Annotated in this window: 17 protein-coding genes; 6 read left to right on the top strand and 11 right to left on the bottom strand. The window is 38.0% G+C overall.

What is annotated here, in order from left to right; all coding sequences use genetic code 11:
• The first annotated feature begins 147 nt into the window (after positions 1-147).
• The 3 genes from IAE19_RS14095 to htpG all read left to right on the top strand — a co-directional run bounded on the left by IAE19_RS14095 (position 148) and on the right by htpG (position 3,368).
• Positions 148-732: an OmpW/AlkL family protein gene (locus IAE19_RS14095; RefSeq protein WP_200461542.1), complete on the top strand. Its 585-nt coding sequence runs from the start codon at positions 148-150 to the stop codon at positions 730-732.
• A 251-nt stretch (positions 733-983) separates the two neighbouring features.
• Entirely contained in the window at positions 984-1,337 is a 354-nt protein-coding gene (locus IAE19_RS14090; protein WP_200461541.1) for a lysozyme inhibitor LprI family protein, read from the top strand.
• A gap of 105 nt (positions 1,338-1,442) precedes the next feature.
• On the top strand, positions 1,443-3,368 hold the full coding sequence (htpG, locus tag IAE19_RS14085; RefSeq protein WP_200461540.1) for a molecular chaperone HtpG: 1,926 nt from the start codon (positions 1,443-1,445) through the stop codon (positions 3,366-3,368).
• Positions 3,369-3,479: 111 nt separating this feature from the next.
• Here htpG and IAE19_RS14080 read toward each other — a convergent pair whose 3' ends face one another.
• The 4 genes from IAE19_RS14080 to IAE19_RS14065 form a co-directional block, all read right to left on the bottom strand.
• Positions 3,480-4,340, bottom strand: coding sequence for a selenocysteine synthase (locus IAE19_RS14080; protein ID WP_200461539.1), 861 nt, complete (start codon positions 4,338-4,340; stop codon positions 3,480-3,482).
• Positions 4,341-4,475: 135 nt separating this feature from the next.
• On the bottom strand, positions 4,476-5,501 hold the full coding sequence (locus IAE19_RS14075; protein ID WP_413784504.1) for a hypothetical protein: 1,026 nt from the start codon (positions 5,499-5,501) through the stop codon (positions 4,476-4,478).
• Between the two features lie 322 nt (positions 5,502-5,823).
• On the bottom strand, positions 5,824-6,156 hold the full coding sequence (locus IAE19_RS14070) for a DMT family transporter (protein ID WP_200461537.1): 333 nt from the start codon (positions 6,154-6,156) through the stop codon (positions 5,824-5,826).
• Positions 6,157-6,318: 162 nt separating this feature from the next.
• The gene (locus IAE19_RS14065) at positions 6,319-6,549 is read right to left on the bottom strand and encodes a glycine zipper domain-containing protein (RefSeq protein ID WP_200461536.1); all 231 of its coding nucleotides are present in this window, start codon (positions 6,547-6,549) and stop codon (positions 6,319-6,321) included.
• A gap of 245 nt (positions 6,550-6,794) precedes the next feature.
• Here IAE19_RS14065 and IAE19_RS14060 point away from each other — a divergent pair, with 245 nt between their 5' ends.
• Positions 6,795-7,169, top strand: coding sequence for an ASCH domain-containing protein (locus IAE19_RS14060; protein WP_200461535.1), 375 nt, complete (start codon positions 6,795-6,797; stop codon positions 7,167-7,169).
• Positions 7,170-7,355: 186 nt separating this feature from the next.
• Here the strand turns inward: IAE19_RS14060 and IAE19_RS14055 are convergent, their stop codons facing one another.
• Positions 7,356-8,054: a DsbA family oxidoreductase gene (locus IAE19_RS14055; RefSeq protein WP_200461534.1), complete on the bottom strand. Its 699-nt coding sequence runs from the start codon at positions 8,052-8,054 to the stop codon at positions 7,356-7,358.
• 185 nt (positions 8,055-8,239) lie between these two features.
• Between IAE19_RS14055 and IAE19_RS14050 the strand changes: the two genes are divergently transcribed.
• On the top strand, positions 8,240-9,010 hold the full coding sequence (locus tag IAE19_RS14050) for a hypothetical protein (RefSeq protein WP_227612270.1): 771 nt from the start codon (positions 8,240-8,242) through the stop codon (positions 9,008-9,010).
• A 59-nt stretch (positions 9,011-9,069) separates the two neighbouring features.
• Here the strand turns inward: IAE19_RS14050 and bfr are convergent, their stop codons facing one another.
• The 6 genes from bfr to gmk all read right to left on the bottom strand — a co-directional run bounded on the left by bfr (position 9,070) and on the right by gmk (position 14,109).
• Entirely contained in the window at positions 9,070-9,534 is a 465-nt protein-coding gene (bfr, locus tag IAE19_RS14045; RefSeq protein WP_200461532.1) for a heteropolymeric bacterioferritin subunit Bfr, read from the bottom strand.
• Between the two features lie 242 nt (positions 9,535-9,776).
• Positions 9,777-9,971, bottom strand: a complete 195-nt coding sequence (locus IAE19_RS14040; RefSeq protein ID WP_004683388.1) for a bacterioferritin-associated ferredoxin — start codon at positions 9,969-9,971, stop codon at positions 9,777-9,779.
• Positions 9,972-10,133: 162 nt separating this feature from the next.
• A complete protein-coding gene (locus IAE19_RS14035) occupies positions 10,134-10,517 on the bottom strand; it encodes a RidA family protein (protein ID WP_200461531.1) in 384 nt (127 codons plus the stop codon).
• A gap of 117 nt (positions 10,518-10,634) precedes the next feature.
• Positions 10,635-12,746, bottom strand: a complete 2,112-nt coding sequence (locus IAE19_RS14030) for a RelA/SpoT family protein (RefSeq protein WP_200461530.1) — start codon at positions 12,744-12,746, stop codon at positions 10,635-10,637.
• A gap of 390 nt (positions 12,747-13,136) precedes the next feature.
• Positions 13,137-13,418: a DNA-directed RNA polymerase subunit omega gene (gene rpoZ / locus IAE19_RS14025; RefSeq protein ID WP_120371097.1), complete on the bottom strand. Its 282-nt coding sequence runs from the start codon at positions 13,416-13,418 to the stop codon at positions 13,137-13,139.
• Between the two features lie 67 nt (positions 13,419-13,485).
• Entirely contained in the window at positions 13,486-14,109 is a 624-nt protein-coding gene (gmk, locus tag IAE19_RS14020) for a guanylate kinase (protein ID WP_200461529.1), read from the bottom strand.
• 143 nt (positions 14,110-14,252) lie between these two features.
• Between gmk and ispH the strand changes: the two genes are divergently transcribed.
• Positions 14,253-15,203: a 4-hydroxy-3-methylbut-2-enyl diphosphate reductase gene (ispH, locus tag IAE19_RS14015; protein ID WP_200461528.1), complete on the top strand. Its 951-nt coding sequence runs from the start codon at positions 14,253-14,255 to the stop codon at positions 15,201-15,203.
• Positions 15,204-15,340 lie beyond the last annotated feature (137 nt).

Genomic DNA, 15,340 nt, shown 5'->3' with positions numbered 1-15,340 from the left:
AAAACATACTAAAATACTTTGATTTAAAATAAATAAACCTATATATCATGATCTTATAAATAATATGAAGATTGTGTTTATAATCTGTGTTGCATTTAATATATATATAATATTATGATGATTATAAGATATTAAGAGGTAATAAAAATGTTGAAACAAACTGTTGTTATTGCATTATTGGGGTTGTCTTCTTCTGTTTTTGCGGGTGATTGGCAGGTTAAGGTTGGTGCAAGTTATATTGCCCCATCAAGTGATACTCTAACTGCATTAGGCACAGTCAAAGCAGATGATGAATTCGCTTTCACACCGTCTGTTGAATATTTTTTTGGTGATTCCCCATTCTCAGCTGAGTTACTTCTTGCTACTCCCATCAATCATGACGTTTTATTAGATGGTAATAAGGTCGCCAAAGTAAAACATTTACCACCAACGATTACTGCGAAATATAACTTTAAAAATGCAACTCGTTTTACTCCTTATATTGGTATTGGCGCAACGGCATTTATTCCTTGGGATGAATCTGGTGTAGCTGATAAAGTCAAGAATGATTATGGCGTTGCAGGACAAATAGGTTTTACTTTTCAACCTGCTGATGCAAAAAATTGGGGTGTTTACTTTGATGTTCGATACGCTGAGTTAAGTCCAGAAGTTCGATTAGTCAATAACTTGGGTACATTTGATCTAGACATTGATCCTGTTATCTATACGCTTGGTTATAGTTATAAATTCTAAGGTATGAGTAATGAAGAAAATTTCTTCATACAGTCGTGCTTTTAAATGTATATACACTTGATAATAATCATAGAGATAAAAATAAAAATGACAGAAATAATAATAATGTGATCATCGGCATGATAAGCCTGACAGGAAACTGTGAGGCTTTTTTTTATTGTGACCCATGATGTACATAAAATGGCAAAAATTTACGTTGTGGAGCAATAAAATCTTTAAAGTTTAATGAGTAATCTAAAAAGAGAATTTCCATGAAAGATTTAAAAATCGTGCTATTAGGAAGTGTATTGCTGATTGGTGGTTTCAATTTAACGCATGCTGCAAGCTTTTCTTGTGATAAGGCAAAGACAGTAACTGAAAAAGCAGTTTGTCAGAACAGAAATTTAAATGATGCAGATGTTAGGATGGTCACAACATATAATATAGTGATTCATGCTCTACCCATGGGAGGACGCGATGCTGAAAAAGGTGCACAATACCAATGGTTAAAACAACGGGATAGTTGTCGGGCCAATGTGAGTTGTATTGCCCAGTGTTATAGTGAGCGCCAAAAGCATCTGGATGATATTGTCCAAAATCGAATTTTAACGCAAGGTCCTTTTTGATCGAGATAAAAATCTTAGGTTTTGCTATTGAAAAACGTATCACTCACTCCAATACATAGAGCATCAAAGAATACGTTACGATAAATTGTATTTTAGGAGTGAGTGATGAGCGAACAAAAAATTTCACAGAACTATAGTTTTCAGGCAGAAGTTGCCCAACTTTTACATTTAGTGACCCATTCACTGTATTCAAATCCAGAAATTTTTCTACGTGAATTGATTTCAAATGCTTCAGACGCGTGTGATAAATTACGCTTTGAAGGTATTAATCATCCAGAATTTTATGAAAATGATCCAGATTTACATGTGCGTGTCCGTCTGGATAAAGAAAATAAAACCATTACGATTTCTGATAATGGTATTGGTTTAGATCAGCAAGAAGCTATCGATAATCTGGGTACCATTGCAAAATCAGGCACTAAAGATTTTATGTCCAAATTAACAGGTGATCAAAAGTCAGATGCTCAATTGATCGGTCAGTTTGGTGTTGGTTTTTACTCTGGATTTATTGTTGCAGATAAAATTACGGTTGAATCACGCCGTGCTGGACTTCCAGCAGAGGAAGGGGTTCGCTGGATAAGTGGCGGTACGGGCGAATTTGAAGTTGAACAAATTAGCAAGGCTTCACGTGGTACAGATATTATTTTGCATTTACGTGATGATGCATTGGAATATTTGGAAAGCTATAAAGTTAAACAAATTATTAATAAATATTCAGATCACATTAGTTTGCCTATTCAAATGCAAAAAGAAGTGTGGCAAGAAGATGAAGCTTTAGAGGGTGAAGAGAAAGCAGCAAGTGGCAAGATGGTGAAAACCGAAGAATGGGAAACGATTAATTCTGCCAGCGCGCTTTGGACTCGCAACAAAAATGAAATTTCAGAAGAACAGTACATCGAATTTTATAAGAATCTGACTCATGATTTTGATGCACCTTTGGCTTGGGCACATAATCGCGTTGAAGGCAGTACTGAATACACTCAGCTTTTATATATTCCAGCCAAAGCACCCCATGACATTTTTACTCGCGAGGCAAAAGCAGGGATCAAATTATATGTGAAACGTATTTTTATCATGGATGATGCGGATAACCTGATTCCAAATTATTTACGTTTTGTGCAGGGTGTGGTGGACAGTGCAGATTTACCGTTAAATGTTAGTCGTGAGCTGTTGCAGGAAAGTCGTGATGTTAAAACCATTCGTGAGGGCAATGCTCGTCGTGTATTAACGCTTCTTGATGGTTTAGCAAAATCGGAAGATGAAAAAGATCAGCAAAAATTTAAAACGTTCTATAGCGAATTTGGAGCAGTGCTTAAAGAAGGGCTAGGCGAGGATGTGGGTAACCGTGAGCGTATTTTGAAGCTTTTACGCTATGCGACTTCAAATCATGATGAAATTAGCACCTCACTGGCAGATTACAAAGCTCGCATGAAAGAAGGGCAAAAGGCCATTTATTATGTGACTGCTGATAGTCTGAATGCTGCTAAAAATTCACCACAACTTGAGTTGTTCAAGAAAAAGGGAATTGAGGTTCTGCTCATGGCAGAACGTGTCGATGAATGGGCGATGAATTTTGTCCATGAATTTGATGGAACACCACTACAGAATGTCTCGAAAGGGGCAGTGGATCTAGGTGACCTGCAAGATTCTGAAGAGAAAAAAGCGCTAGAACAAGCAGCTGAGCAATTCAAACCAGTGGTTGAAAAACTAGGTGAATCACTGAAAGAGAAAACTAAAGAAGTTCGTGTGACTACACGTTTGGTTGACTCTCCTGCGTGTTTAGTGACGTCAGAAGGTGAGTTATCTCCTCAATTGATTCGTATGTTAAAGCAGGCAGGGCAGGAAGTACCTGAAATAAAACCGATTCTTGAGATTAACCCAGAGCATCCTTTGGTAAAAAAATTGGAAGATTCAGCACAATTTGATGATCTAGCCAACGTGATTTTTGATCAGGCAGTTATCGCTGAAGGTGGTTTACCAGAAGATCCGGCGGCTTATGTCAAACGAATTAATAATTTATTGTTGAAGTAAATTCATTTGTATAACCCTGACTACGGTCGGGGTTTTTTTATAGTTTTTAATTATTGTGGGTAAAGTCAAACTTATCCACAAGTTTACGGGTCTTACGATGTTGTTCCCGCATTAAAAATTTGCTTCAAGTTGTAGCGTAGTACTAAACACATGCTGAAGTTCCTTATCAGTTGTAGTGAGATCATGATAATAAGAAATCTGATTATCTATAAAAATCCAGTCACGCCATAAGGGCCGACGCCATGAAAGATAAGGGCCCCAAAGCTGCAATTCCCAATCCTTTTTCTCTTGATCATAAACGCCGCTGCTGTAAATCCCATAAATCAGGCGATGATTTTTTAAAAATTGATATTGTTGGAAGGTTCGATTGGCCCAATAGTATTCTTCATCTTGGCTTTTGTTTAGACTGAATTGATTGGAAAATAGAGTATTGTCTTGTAATTTTTGATTCAGATTGAGCGTTGTTTCAGAATAATTTTTACTCGTTGAGCCATAGCGAAACAACTGTTGAGTGTCGATACTGATATCATGTCGGAGCACCCAATTTTTTTTTGCTAAAAACTGAACATATACATCACTATTTGAATTTGAACCTAAATTTACGTCATTAGAAAATGGCAACAAACTGGTAATGGTACTAATGCTAGCGCTAATTGGATCAGGATTACTCACTTTATTTTTTTTACTTTTACCCTTATGGCTTTGTCCAAATTTTTTTACGGCTTGAGGTTGTTGCTGTAAAGTCCTTGCCCATAAAGAATCATTGCCAAAAACACTTAATAATTCTTGACTCGACGATTGCTCTGATTCCGTACATGTCGATTCCGATAACTTATTTTGACCCGAATAAACGGGGTGAAGCTGAGAGGAGTAGGGCTTTGACAACGAATGGATCACTGTCCATACAGCATAAACACTGCATACACTTAAGATGATTGCGAGCTGGAAATGAACGATAGGACATCGCTTCATAGGAGAATATGCAATAAAAATAATGAATCTGGGCAGAGTATAAAATCAATCTTAATTTTTTATTTAAGTTTTGATTTGGCTAGGTACAGCGCCTATCATTATAAAACATGACACGCGCTGAATGCATCTTATGATCTAGAACAATGCTTCTAAACGTACAAAAGTACTCACATAATGGCTACGATCTTCACGATGATCATTAAAATAATTTAGATCTCCCTGTACATAAAACCATTCACGCCAGAGTTGTTGACGCCACGACATAAAAGGCCCCCAGCTATTTAAACGTAAATCACTGTTATTATAATAACCACCGGTATACAAACCGTAGTTAAAACGGTTATTTGCAAAAAATTGATGTTGTCTAAATAAACGATTTTCCCACCAAAGATCATCGTCTTGATCATCAGCATAAGTCAGACTAAATTGATTGGACAAAAAAGCCTCATTTGGACGTGCATGGGTGAGTTCCAAATTAGTTCTTAAGTAGTTTTTACTGTCGATGCCATAGCGATAAATTTGCTCAGCATAAAAAGAAAAATCGTTGCGTAGAGGCCAGACACGTTTGGCTTTTAAACGGACATAAATATCATCACCTGAACGAATCCCCAGATCGGCATCTGTTTCAAAGGGTAAACGTTTGGAAAAATCAGACCAACGCAATGCGAGTGAACCGTTATTATCACGCGTTTGGCGTGAATCAAGTCTTTTTTTATCGCCATTCGGATCGACATTGGTATTGGCGATATTATTATCGAACTCATCATCTAACGAGTCATCCCCAAAGACCACACTAAAACGTCTTTCGAGTGTTGGAAGTTTAATTTTTCCTCGAATACGTGGCTTAATCTCATAGCCATTATATTCATCCCAATAATTATCCAACATAACCCTTAAAGTAGCATCAGCTGGTTTTTTAGCATCCACATCTCCAAACCAATGATCAATTTTTCCCGAGGTGCGGTCTGCCCACTGACTAATTTGGCTTTGTTTACGATCGACCCAGGTTCTATTTTTAGTTTCTGCCGTAGGTGGCACAATTAAAGTGTTTGATTCTGGCGGTAAAATTGTAGGCGTGGCATCAACCCATTCAGGAATGAGATCCAGCAAATTTTTATCATGCGGAGGATTTAGTTGATGTAATTTTACCGCATAGGCCACAGATGTCGGAGGAATATTAGGATCAGAAGGTAGAACTAAAGAAGGAGCTTGGCCAGAAGGTTGCTCTGCACTTGTGTCGACAGTTTCTGTATTGGCTGAAAGCGAACTTATTCCCCCCATACATAGCAAGAAATATACAACGCGAGAACCTAAATTAAAATGGTTTAATTTCATCATATTGGCTATACATTCATTATTATCTCATTTATGTGATCACTTTTGTTGATTTACGAAAGAAAATCAAGTCTTCGCAACAAAATTAAGTAATTTTAAGGATGTAGAGTATTATTTTGTATATGAAGACCCGATTTATGCAACTATCTTAATGACTGACCGATTTAGAAAATAAATTAATGATCATTACCCCAGCAATAATAAGAAAAATGCCCAATAACGCGGGCAAATCCAATTTTTGTTTGAGAACGACAAAGTTAATCGCTGCGACCAGCACAATACCTAAACCGGCCCAAATAGCATAAGCGATCCCTACGGGTAAGGTTTTGACAACAATACTCAATAGATAAAATGCACATACATAACAAATAGCCATGATTGTAGTATAAAGAGCGTGAGTGAAACCTTTGGTATGCGGCAGTAATGAAGTGGCAATCACTTCAAATATAATAGCCAGAGCCAATGCTAAATAAGCTTTCATTATTTGTTGCACATACTGAGACAGATGAAGAATAGTTGCAAAGGAGCAGTTTAATCTAAATTGAATGAATTAAACTAGACCCATATAAAAACTCCCCACAAGCGGAGAGTTTTTATGACATTAGAATAATTCAGTGATTAAAGTTATTCACATCAGTTTTGATTAGGCCGAAGCATGGGTTTGTTGACAGCGACGGGAGTAAAGTTTACCTGCAATACCGCCAATTAGCGCGCCACTAAATGTACCGAACACAGGCAAAATACTGCCTGCCACAGCACCAATAACAACACCTTTGACAGTCGGAGAAAAACGGGATTTCTTTGCGGATTCCTGCTCATTTACTGTTGAAGTGTTGGCAGTATCTAATATATTAGGATTTTGATCAGTTGCCATTTTCATTTCCTCTTATTTAGGTTGCAATATCCATGACCTGAATTGAGTCGAACGAGTCATTGAAATTATCTAAACATAGATTTGGCCTGCTTTTGTGGCAGAGCTGTTAATAAAAAACTGAGTTTAGTAACAACCTTGACATTTTGGTTGCAAGTTTAATGACTTCAGTGAAGAAGGATACCTATAAAATGAATTAAGCTATTTTATGGTTTGTCGAATGTTTAAAGTTTTATAAAATAGTAGACATGGGGAAGTTAGTACTTTTGAAGAAATTTAAAGCTTTGTCGATTGTTGCATCTGGTTGTGAACGGATCGTATCAGGACTCAAAAAACTGGAAATCCGTTCATGGCAGCCTGAACAATTGCCCTTACGAGATTTAGTGATCGTACAAAATACGCAGTTTCTTTATCAAAATGGTGATGAACAGGCCGGAGAAGCCATTGCCATGATTGATATTATTGCTGTGCATCCGTGGTCTGAAAACGAATTTGGAGTTGCTTGTGCAAATCATTGGGAAGCAGGCTATTGGGCATGGGAGATTACCAATGTGCGTCCGATTGTGCCACGACTTAAAACCGTAGCAAAACGTAAAATTTATCAGATTGAATTAGAATTATAAAAAATCCCCCTTAAGCGGGGGGGATAAACTGAATAATACTCATCAATAGTATTGGGCTGATGAGCATTAAAATAAGAAATTACAGCGCATTTTCTAGGCTGAATTTTATAATTTAATCATTTTGTAGCATAGTCTATTTTTGCAACGCAGCATTGCAAAATAACCCTAGACAGAAAAAATCATATTTTACTTGGATGGGAATTCACAGCTATCATCATTACATAGTGCTGTAGAGGGTGAAATAGGCCCTTCCTGATTTTGCTCTTGTGCTTGTTGTAAAGCTTGTAAAAAGACTTCACGTGGCTGTGCACCCGATAAAGCCAGTTTTTGATCAAAAACAAAAAAAGGAACACCACTAATATTGAGCTGTTCATGTGCAATTTTTTCATCATGGCGTACAAAATCAGCTAATTCATCACTGTTAAGTACAAACTCAACTTCTGCATGGTCTAGTCCAATACGAGACGCAATTTCCTCGACCACCTCACGTTCGCCAATGGCAAGGCCTTCAGTCATATACGCATGAAAGAAGGCTTCTTCGGCTTGATCACCTAAGCCTTTACTTTGCGCCAGATGAATAATTCGGTGTGCGTTAAAACTATTACCAGATTTGGCTTGCTGCCATTGGAAGTCAATCCCCTCAGTGGCTGCCATCTCTGCAATATTACGTTCCATTTCTTGCATTTGCTCAAAAGTACGACCATATTTAATCGCCAGACGTTCAGTATTTGACATATCATGTTTTGCAGGCGAATGAGGATCAAGTTCGAAACTATGCCAATGTACCTCTAATTCGATACCTGCCTGCTCTGCTACGTGTTCTAGACGTTTTTTTCCAATATAACAAAATGGACAGACTACATCTGACCAGATATCTACACGCATGCTTTATACTCAAATATGGATAATAACTTTATAATAGGGGTGAGCAAACGCAGTTTAAAGTACAAAAACTGCAATACAGCATTACAAGTTATGCAATCAAGCCAAGAGTTTGGTAATGTTGAGAATTCACCTGACCAATAGCAATAAAACAAAATAACAAATAAATAAAGGAGCTGCATATGCAAATGCGCCGTTTAATGACGGGTTTGGTTCTAATCATTCTGTTAGTGGCATGTGTCTTCTGGTTTTATAAAAACTCACAGTATCAGCGCGACGATGCTTATAACCAAAAAATGTTTGATGTCGTGATGTCTGAAAAAATGCAGCAGCTTTACGATCAGGCTCAAAACTGGGAAAAACCGATCCATCTGGATGTGCATGATAAACGACTGTATGGCGATTATAAAATCGTGTCCGAATTTTTGTTGAATTATTGGATGGAAAATGCCGAAGCCAGAAATCTATATTTACGAGAGCTAAAAGCCGCTCAATGGGATAAATTTCTAGATGTTGATCGACTTGACCAAGATCGGCAGAAAAATTATGCAGAAACCTCACAAATGCTAGCTAATGTTAAAATGATTGAAACCAATTATTTACAGGACACAAGTGAATTACAACGGCATTTCTTCAATCAGGCACGTAGTTTATCCATTAATCCTCAAATGAAAGCCACTCTGTTACAAAAATTAAGTCAAAAACAGGAACAACCTAAGGAGTACGCATTATTTAATCTGGAGCAACAAATTTATAATAAAGCAGAACAAATGTTTGAGTTACTCAAAAATCATCGTTGGCAAAAACAACAAGGTAAAATCTCATTCTATGAAAGTAGTCAAGTCAAACAATTTAATACACTCTATCAAGATGTATTACGGCTGAATGCAGACATTGAAAAAATCAAAAGTCAAAACGCGCAAACTTTAGAACAAGATGTAACCGCAGCTACACAGTAAAAAAGGCAAATAATCAATAGTTGCCTTTTTCTGTTTTTTAAAGAATCAATGTAAATGAATCAAACCTGACTTTGAATATAGTTTTCGATACCTACATCTTCAATTAAGTCAATTTGTGTTTCGGTCCAATCCCAAAATTCTTCTTCTTTTTCCAGAATTTCACGAACTAAATCACGAGAGACATAATCCTGAGCCTGTTCACATACTTCAATCGTTTTCTTTTCGACTTCAATGTTTTCTTTTACCTTACGTACATCGCACTTTAAAACTTCTGCAGTATGTTGACCGATATAAAGTTTGCCAAGATGTTGCAAATTTGGAAGACCTTCTAAAAATAAAATACGCTCAATAATTTTATCGGCATGTTTCATTTGACGGATCGATTCTTTATATTCGCTTGAGCCTAATTTTTCAATGCCCCAGTCATTACACATACGTGAATGCAAAAAATATTGATTAATGGCGGTTAAATGATGATAAAGCACCTGATTGAGTTGATTGATAACTTCACGATTGCCTTTCATTGTGCTGACTCCCAAAACAAGTTTTGACCCGACAGTAAGATTCAAGGCCATCTTTTAAGCTAAGTTTAATCAAGATTTTGGGTTCAAGCGAGTAATTTATGGAACAGCAAATGAAAATCGCAATCAAAAACAACTAAATATAAAATTGAGAAAAAATAAAACCCGCTTAGAGTCACAAGCGGGGAGGAGAATATGATCTGGGGATCATGATGATATTGTTATAATTATGTTTAAAATAGAATTTAAGCAGCAACTGAAATGCGTGCAGCAATTTCAGCAAGTTCATCACTAATAATATTGCGGGCCTCTGGCGCGCAACGTCCGCAACATGTACCCAAATCTAATAAATCACGAATTTCACGATAGCTTTCAGCACCGTTTGCAACAGCATCTTTAATATCTTGATCGGTAATACCGCGACATAAACACACGTACATCAGACTTATTCGCATTATGAAATGGGATAACTGATATTATTGATAATTATTATCGTTTGTCAATGAAATTCATTTAAAAAGAGGGTTTTGATCATTGCCATTTTAAATGAAAAAATACCACCTAATAGGTGGTATCGATTATAAATTAATCTATTTATCTAATTATGAGTTGATAATCACGATACCATCCATCTCTACCAAAGCACCTTTTGGTAAACTTGCTACTCCTAAGGCCGCACGTGCAGGATAGGGCTGAGCAAAATACTCACCCATAATTTGGTTCACTAACTGAAAATTAGATAAATCAGTCAAGAAAATATTTAATTTCGCGATATCCGCTAGTGTTCCACCAGCTGCTTCACAGACTGCTTTTAAATTATCAAATACTCGGCGGATTTGCGCTTCAATGCCTTCAACAAGCTCCATGCTATAAGGGTCTAAACCAATTTGACCCGATAAATAAAGCGTGTTGTCCACTAAAATTGCCTGAGAATAGGTTCCAATCGCAGCAGGTGCATTTTCAGTATGGATCACTTGACGGGTCATTGATTTTTCCTCAATCTAAACTATTCCCCATCATAATCCATGCAGCGGCTGGACAAAAGGTCGATCCATGAATTATCCAGAATTAATTCATTCTGTTTGACTCAAGCAATGAGGGCTTTAACTGGCTTGAGAGCTTTCCATAATCGAAGGGGGAAGAGCGAGGCGAGAAATACGGGGGAAATTGAATTGCATGCGTAAATCTCGGATGATTTGCGCAATTTGCTTTCGATTATTAACTACAATATTGGCATAGGTAGAATCAGCATTAGGATAAACTTGCTCTACTCCGATATGCGATTTACGACATAAATAGATTAACTCAGAGACTTGTTCATCATCCATCGCCAATTCTACACATAAATATGCATTAAAGCTGACATCTTCCAGATCATCGGATTGCCAGTGTAATGGCATAATATTTTCTGGATGTAAATGCTGTTCATGCAGTAAATTATGACATCGTGCACGATGTACAATGAGCCCGCGACGTGACAAATGGCCTTGAATAGGATCACCTAAAACAGGATTGCAGCAATGCGCATATTTGACATCAATCCCTTCAGTTCCCTGAATTAACCTATCGGATTCATGTGTTTCAACGGGCGCTGTATCTTGTTGCACATATAAATGATTAGCGACCAGTTGCGGTAACAGATCTCCTACCGCTATCTGTTCAAATAAAGCGTTTTGGGTCTCAACATGACGCCATTGTAATAAATCAAGCCAGTCCGATTCAGATAAATCATTGATGGATCGGTTAAATAGTTTTAAGGCACGGTTCAAAGCTTGTTGTCCAACTAAGCGCTGTTCCTCAATGTCTTGATCACGCAAAATATTTTGCAAGGCGCGGCGTGCCTTTTGAGTATTAATAAAACTTAACCAATCTGGATTAGGTGTGGCTAAAACATCGGTAATAACTTCGACTACCTGACCACTGGTTAATGGAGTAGAAAGGGGGCGAATTTCACCATCAACTTTGGCACCTACGGCATGATTGCCAAGAAATAAGCTGGCAGCATAGGCAAAATCAACAACGGTTGCGCCTTGTGGTAATTCGTGCAAGTGACCGTGTGGTGTGTACACCCAGATCTTTTCCTGATGAAGATAATCCAACAAATCATTAAATGTAGTTTTGGCGCAGGCATCATCAATCAGGGTATTTAAATTCTGCATGGAAGCCTGAATTGCTGATCGGCAAGCCTGTGGGGCATTTTCACCAAGTACCACACCAAAACGCGCTGCTTTACGCATGAGCTCAGTTTGAATAGTTAAGGACAGCGTAGTATTTTCACCTTTGAGTTTCATCAATAAAGATTGATTACCACCTGGAAGTGGACGTCGAATATGATCTTCGTAATGTAATACTTTGAAATTTTCCCTTAACGCTTCAACCAAACGATCACAATCGGCAATGCTATGTAAAATAATTTCAAAGGCATGGCTATGCGTCAGTTCATGCAAATCAATTTCATTTTTCACAAAATGACGTAATAATTCAATATTATTGTTTTTCTTTTTAATTCGACCATTTAACTGGTAGGCCAGAAGTAAATCAGCTAAATGCTTTTCCCATTGAGTCTGATACTCACAGCGTTTGGGTTTACTTTCAAGTAATGCTGTTTGTACATTATTGTACATATCCAAATCTAGATTCTGATAACACAACAATTCAAGGTTATCCGCCATTTCATTCATACCGACAATACGCGCCATAGGTACAAAAATATCGAGCGTTTCTTGTGCGATTCGTGCGCGTTTATCTGGGCGCAGGGCATCTAACGTGGTCATATTATGATAGCGATCTGCTAGCTTGATAATAATGACACGTGGATCTTGTAAGGTAGCTTGTAAAATTTTACGAAAAGAAGCTGCTTTATTAAATTGTTTATCGCTTGAATGGGTAAGTTTAGTCACCCCATCAACCAGATCTGAAACGGTACGCCCAAAACGCTCCGCTACATCATCTTTAGTATATTCCGTATCTTCAATGACATCGTGTAATAACGCAGCCATCAAGGTTTCTGCATCCAACCGCATGTGCGCTAAAATACAGCATACTGCAATAGGGTGCAGTACATAAGGCTCTCCACTTTTACGGGTAATGCCCGTATGTGCCAAATCGGCAAAATCACAGGCAGCAAGCACACGCTCGACATCCTCAACTTTTAAATAGGCATCGATAATAAGTTTGAGCTGTCGCTTGGCTTGGCTGACCTCTTCGCCTGGCATAGAGCACCTTTATTTGCAGTGAATAATTAGAATGTACCTATCTCTTAATGAAATGCATATTGCAAATTTTGTCAATTTGTTCACAAAAAATATGCGTTGGTAAATTTCAATAGAAGAGATCGGCAGAATCAATCGAATCTTACAGTTGTATCAAATCTTTTATTGAGATGCACCATTTTTGATGGGCAAGATGCATTTTTTTAGGCAGTTTAATGTAATGAGTGTTTTATTTTTGAGCAAAATGGCTGGGTTGAAATAAAGAATAGAGAAAAATTGATGACAAAAAGATGAATATGGAAAAATTAAATTGTAATGTGAAGCCGCAGATTATTATATTTTCGGGTATAAAAAAGAGTGCTATATAAGCACTCTTTTTCACTGAACAAAAGCTTATTGGAAAGAAAAGCCTTCCAGATTTAAGCTATTTGCAGATAAAGCTAAATCAAGACTAGACGTTTGATAATCTTGATCGCGCTGTTTTAAAATATCTTTAGTGACATGACCTGTAGCAATTTCACGTAATGCAACTACAGTCGGTTTGTCATTGTCCCATTCTACAGTCGGTTCAATGCCCTGACGAGCCAGTTGACGCGCGCGTTTGCTTGCCACTAGTACAAGCTCAAAGCGGTTGTCTACATGGTCTAAACAATCTTCAACGGTTACGCGTGCCATATAAATTCTCGGGTTATAAATACAACTAGACTGCGAAGTATAAAATGTATTGGGCGCAGACTCAAGTTTATTCGTTATTCGGGGTGATGAGCTGTTCAATCAGAGGCTGATGACGATAAACTTGCTGTGCCAAAGTCAGGCGGTTTGCAGTAATAATGGATTCAAGGTCGTGCAGTGCTTTATTAAAGTCATCATTAATAATCACATAATCAAAATTGACATATTGCTGCATATCTTCAACGGCACAGCTCAAGCGATGCTCAATGATTTCAACAGAATCTGTGCCACGGTTGGATAAGCGCTGACGTAAATCAAACTGGCTAGGAGGAAGAATAAAAATTTGTCGGGAATCAGGGAAAAGCCGGCGAACCTGTTGTGCACCTTGCCAGTCAATTTCGAGTAATACATCATGACCTTTTGCAAGTTGCTGTTCTACAGTAGCTTGTGAGGTTCCATAATAGTTACCAAAAACCTCAGCATATTCAATAAAACCACCCTGTTCAACGTGGCTTAGAAAAGCGTCTTTTGTGGTAAAATGATAGTGTACGCCGTCGAGTTCACCTGATCGCTGTCCACGGGTGGTATGCGAAACGGAAACGTGTAAATTGGTGACACGCTCCAGTAGGGCTTTGACTAAAGATGTTTTGCCTGTTCCTGATGCAGCAGAAACGACAAACAATAGACCCGACATGATATTTTTCCTGATATGATAAAATATCTTCGCTATTGTAGTGTACCGACAGCTTAAACTAAAGAGTCGAAGACCAACTTTAGCCCGCTATCTCACTTAAAAATTTAAAATATTGTTCATTTCAGTCAGTTGTTGAGGATCATATGCAAATCGTATTGGCAAATCCACGAGGTTTTTGTGCTGGTGTAGACCGTGCGATTGCAATCGTCAATCGTGCACTTGAATGTTTTAGCCCTCCCATTTATGTGCGTCATGAAGTGGTTCACAATAAGTTTGTGGTAGATGATTTGCGTCAGCGTGGCGCGATTTTTGTTGATGAGCTGGATCAAGTTCCAGATGATTCGATCGTGATTTTTAGTGCACATGGCGTTTCTAAAGCTGTTCAGCTTGAGGCGGAGCAGCGAGGTTTAAAAGTCTTTGATGCCACGTGTCCTTTGGTCACTAAAGTGCATATTGAAGTGACTAAATACGCGCGTGAGGGCACAGAGGCGATTTTAATTGGTCATGAAGGTCATCCAGAAGTCGAAGGCACCATGGGACAATATGACAAAAAAAGTGGCGGAAATATTTATCTGGTTGAAGATGAACAAGATGTTGCTGAGCTAGCGGTAAAACATCCTGAAAAGTTAGCCTTTGTGACACAAACTACTTTATCTATCGACGATACAGCTAAAGTCATTGATGCATTGCGTTCACGTTTTCCTCATATTCAGGGACCACGTAAAGATGACATTTGCTACGCTACGCAAAACCGTCAGGATGCGGTACGCGATTTAGCTGCGCAGTGCGATGTGGTGCTTGTGGTAGGTTCTCCAAATTCGTCCAATTCCAACCGACTTCGTGAACTTGCAGAGCGTATGGGGAAATCGGCGTATTTAGTGGATAATGCAGATCAGCTTGAACAGGCTTGGTTTAAACCTCAGGATAAAATCGGGGTAACAGCAGGTGCATCTGCTCCAGAAATTTTAATTAAACAGGTCATTCAGCGTTTGCAAGATTGGGGAGCAGAAGCACCAAAAGAGTTAGATGGGCGAGAGGAAAATATTACATTTAGCTTGCCAAAAGAGTTAAGAATACAAGTGGTTCAAGCTTAATTTTTACCCAGTAAAGACCTAAAAAAACGGATGAGTGCTACTCATCCGTTTTTTTACGCCCTTAATCTTGATTGTATTGGTTCTGTAAAAAAAACAGTTAATCTAGAATCATAAAAAAAGCGGTTATAAAAAGTAGG

It is taken from the genome of Acinetobacter sp. S40 (assembly GCF_016624705.1).
In the GTDB taxonomy this organism is placed as follows: Bacteria; Pseudomonadota; Gammaproteobacteria; order Pseudomonadales; family Moraxellaceae; genus Acinetobacter.
Note: the sequence above shows the minus strand (reverse complement) of the source record. Positions and strands in the feature narration are given on the sequence as shown.

Coding starts and splice junctions, on each gene's coding strand:
- IAE19_RS14095 (WP_200461542.1), top strand. CDS start 148: ATGTTGAAACAAACTGTTGTTATTGCATTATTGGGGTTGTCTTCTTCT.
- IAE19_RS14090 (WP_200461541.1), top strand. CDS start 984: ATGAAAGATTTAAAAATCGTGCTATTAGGAAGTGTATTGCTGATTGGT.
- htpG (WP_200461540.1), top strand. CDS start 1,443: ATGAGCGAACAAAAAATTTCACAGAACTATAGTTTTCAGGCAGAAGTT.
- IAE19_RS14080 (WP_200461539.1), bottom strand. CDS start 4,340: ATGAAGCGATGTCCTATCGTTCATTTCCAGCTCGCAATCATCTTAAGT.
- IAE19_RS14070 (WP_200461537.1), bottom strand. CDS start 6,156: ATGAAAGCTTATTTAGCATTGGCTCTGGCTATTATATTTGAAGTGATT.
- IAE19_RS14065 (WP_200461536.1), bottom strand. CDS start 6,549: ATGGCAACTGATCAAAATCCTAATATATTAGATACTGCCAACACTTCA.
- IAE19_RS14060 (WP_200461535.1), top strand. CDS start 6,795: ATGGGGAAGTTAGTACTTTTGAAGAAATTTAAAGCTTTGTCGATTGTT.
- IAE19_RS14055 (WP_200461534.1), bottom strand. CDS start 8,054: ATGCGTGTAGATATCTGGTCAGATGTAGTCTGTCCATTTTGTTATATT.
- IAE19_RS14050 (WP_227612270.1), top strand. CDS start 8,240: ATGCGCCGTTTAATGACGGGTTTGGTTCTAATCATTCTGTTAGTGGCA.
- bfr (WP_200461532.1), bottom strand. CDS start 9,534: ATGAAAGGCAATCGTGAAGTTATCAATCAACTCAATCAGGTGCTTTAT.
- IAE19_RS14040 (WP_004683388.1), bottom strand. CDS start 9,971: ATGTACGTGTGTTTATGTCGCGGTATTACCGATCAAGATATTAAAGAT.
- IAE19_RS14035 (WP_200461531.1), bottom strand. CDS start 10,517: ATGACCCGTCAAGTGATCCATACTGAAAATGCACCTGCTGCGATTGGA.
- IAE19_RS14030 (WP_200461530.1), bottom strand. CDS start 12,746: ATGCCAGGCGAAGAGGTCAGCCAAGCCAAGCGACAGCTCAAACTTATT.
- rpoZ (WP_120371097.1), bottom strand. CDS start 13,418: ATGGCACGCGTAACCGTTGAAGATTGTTTAGACCATGTAGACAACCGC.
- gmk (WP_200461529.1), bottom strand. CDS start 14,109: ATGTCGGGTCTATTGTTTGTCGTTTCTGCTGCATCAGGAACAGGCAAA.
- ispH (WP_200461528.1), top strand. CDS start 14,253: ATGCAAATCGTATTGGCAAATCCACGAGGTTTTTGTGCTGGTGTAGAC.